We start from the raw sequence: 2,410 nt of genomic DNA on the forward strand, positions 1-2,410 counted from the left end.
AGCCGTTGTTTTAACGGGCCATTTTTTTTGACACACACAGAGTACTTGCTGAAACCGACCGGCAGACAACACACAAAACCCTCCTAAATCAAAAGAGACGGCAAGAAAATTCGTGTCTTCAAGTCGACCCAAAAAGCGGTTGATGCTTGAACACTGCTAGGTAGAAGACCATGGCACGACTAAAAGAGATTTACTGGAAGGAAATCGCACCGAAGCTTAAGGAAGAACTTAAGCTTTCGAACGTGATGGAAGTTCCACGCGTTACCAAAATCACCCTGAACATGGGTCTGGGCGAAGCAGTCGGTGACAAGAAAGTCATCGAGCACGCTGTTGCTGACCTGGAAAAGATCACCGGTCAGAAAGTCGTTGTGACTTACGCTCGGAAATCCATCGCTGGCTTTAAAGTCCGTGAAGGTTGGCCGATCGGCGTCAAAGTGACTCTGCGCCGTGAGCGTATGTATGAATTCCTGGATCGTCTGCTGTCGATCTCCCTGCCTCGGGTTCGCGACTTCCGCGGCCTGAATGCCAAGTCCTTCGATGGTCGTGGTAACTACAGCATGGGCGTTAAAGAGCAGATCATCTTCCCGGAAATCGACTACGACAAGATCGATGCTCTCCGCGGTCTGGACATTACCCTGACCACCACTGCCAAGAACGATGATGAAGGTCGCGCTCTGCTGCGCGCTTTCAAATTCCCGTTCCGCAACTGATTGGAGTAGGAAAATGGCCAAGATGAGCATGAAAAACCGCGAGCTGAAGCGTCAGCTCACGGTTGCCAAGTACGCCAAAAAGCGTGCAGCACTGAAAGCTATCATCGTTGATCTGAACGCAAGTCCAGAAGCGCGTTGGGAAGCTACAGTAGCTCTGCAGAAGCAGCCACGTGACGCAAGCGCTTCGCGCATGCGTAACCGCTGCCGCCTGACCGGTCGTCCACACGGCGTTTACCGCAAGTTCGGCCTCGGCCGTAACAAACTGCGTGAAGCTGCTATGCGTGGTGACGTACCTGGTCTGGTTAAAGCCAGCTGGTAAGCACTGTCAAAGTCTCGGTGCTCGGGATCGCAAGATCCTGACCATCGGTGACCTTGAACTTGAATCAAGCCCCTATTGGGGCTTGATTCATTTGTGGGGTGTGTCTAGAATACCCGGCTCGCCTGAGCCCGTGCTTTTTTTGCGCGGATGTACTCGGCGACACGTAGTAGCCGCAAGGCTAATTTTTTGTGTATTAGGAGCGTCTAGCCCATGAGTATGCAGGACCCGTTAGCGGACATGCTAACTCGAATCCGTAATGCCCAGATGGCTGAAAAGTCCGTCGTAAGCATGCCATCTTCTACTTTGAAGGTAGCTGTTGCCAAAGTCCTGAAGGACGAAGGTTACATTGCGGGTTATCAGATCAGCAGCGAAATCAAACCACTGCTGTCCATCGAGCTGAAGTACTTCGAAGGCCGTCCGGTCATCGAAGAAGTGAAGCGCGTTAGCCGTCCAGGCCTGCGTCAGTACAAGTCCGTCGATGATCTGCCAAAAGTTCGTGGCGGTCTCGGTGTGTCTATCGTCTCCACCAACAAAGGTGTGATGACGGATCGTGCTGCGCGCGCTGCCGGTGTCGGCGGCGAAGTTCTTTGCACTGTGTTCTAAGGGGGGATAAGCATGTCACGCGTCGCTAAGAACCCCGTTAAGCTGCCAGCCGGTGTCGAAGTCAAATTCGCAGGCCAACAGCTTTCGGTGAAGGGTGCCAAGGGTACTCTCGAACTGAACATCCATTCGTCCGTTGAGATTGTTGAAGAAGCTGGTGAGCTGCGTTTTGCTGCTCGCAATGGCGATCAACAGACTCGCGCAATGGCTGGTACCACTCGTGCGTTGGTTAACAACATGGTCCAAGGCGTAAGCCAAGGCTTCGAGCGCAAGCTCCAGCTGGTCGGTGTTGGTTATAAAGCGCAAGCAAAAGGCACAGTGCTGAACCTGGCTCTTGGCTTCTCGCACCCAGTGGATTATGAACTGCCGGAAGGCATCACCGCTGAGACTCCTAGCCAGACCGATATCCTGATCAAGGGCATCGATAAGCAGCTGGTAGGTCAAGTGGCCGCCGAGATCCGCGACTTCCGTCCACCAGAGCCGTACAAAGGCAAAGGTGTGCGCTACGCGGACGAAGTCGTCCGTCGTAAAGAAGCCAAGAAGAAGTAGGGCATAGCAAATGACCGACAAAAAAGTTACTCGACTGCGTCGCGCTCGCAAAGCACGCCTGAAAATGCACGAACTCGAAGTCGTGCGTCTCTGCGTGTTCCGCTCGTCGCAGCACATCTACGCCCAGGTCATTTCGGCACGCCTAAATACTCTCGTAGCCAGCCCACCACTTCTGCCAGTGGTGCTGGCGCATCGTCGACGCCGATATAGCAATCATCCAGCGCCACCCCGC

The 2,410-nt window shown here is 53.7% G+C and carries 5 protein-coding genes; all 5 read left to right on the forward strand.

The features are described from left to right. Window positions 1-170: 170 nt before the first annotated feature. Window positions 171-710 carry a 50S ribosomal protein L5 gene (gene rplE / locus ACQKPC_RS30270; RefSeq protein ID WP_003176415.1) on the forward strand — a complete coding sequence of 180 codons (540 nt, stop codon included), beginning with the start codon at window positions 171-173 and terminating at the stop codon, window positions 708-710. A 13-nt stretch (window positions 711-723) separates the two neighbouring features. Further along, on the forward strand, window positions 724-1,029 hold the full coding sequence (rpsN, locus tag ACQKPC_RS30275; RefSeq protein ID WP_003176414.1) for a 30S ribosomal protein S14: 306 nt from the start codon (window positions 724-726) through the stop codon (window positions 1,027-1,029). Between the two features lie 210 nt (window positions 1,030-1,239). Further along, window positions 1,240-1,632: a 30S ribosomal protein S8 gene (rpsH, locus tag ACQKPC_RS30280; protein WP_003186040.1), complete on the forward strand. Its 393-nt coding sequence runs from the start codon at window positions 1,240-1,242 to the stop codon at window positions 1,630-1,632. A 12-nt stretch (window positions 1,633-1,644) separates the two neighbouring features. After that, window positions 1,645-2,178, forward strand: a complete 534-nt coding sequence (gene rplF / locus ACQKPC_RS30285; protein ID WP_003176412.1) for a 50S ribosomal protein L6 — start codon at window positions 1,645-1,647, stop codon at window positions 2,176-2,178. Between the two features lie 10 nt (window positions 2,179-2,188). Next, the coding region (locus ACQKPC_RS30290; protein WP_427628320.1) for a 50S ribosomal protein L18 at window positions 2,189-2,410 on the forward strand (222 nt) is incomplete at its 3' end.

The organism is Pseudomonas sp. NPDC089918 (assembly GCF_050280605.1).
GTDB lineage: Bacteria > Pseudomonadota > Gammaproteobacteria > Pseudomonadales > Pseudomonadaceae > Aquipseudomonas.

Excerpts from the sequence above, each read along its gene's own strand:
- rplE (WP_003176415.1), top strand. The coding sequence starts at position 171 with ATGGCACGACTAAAAGAGATTTACTGGAAGGAAATCGCACCGAAGCTT.
- rpsN (WP_003176414.1), top strand. The coding sequence starts at position 724 with ATGGCCAAGATGAGCATGAAAAACCGCGAGCTGAAGCGTCAGCTCACG.
- rpsH (WP_003186040.1), top strand. The coding sequence starts at position 1,240 with ATGAGTATGCAGGACCCGTTAGCGGACATGCTAACTCGAATCCGTAAT.
- rplF (WP_003176412.1), top strand. The coding sequence starts at position 1,645 with ATGTCACGCGTCGCTAAGAACCCCGTTAAGCTGCCAGCCGGTGTCGAA.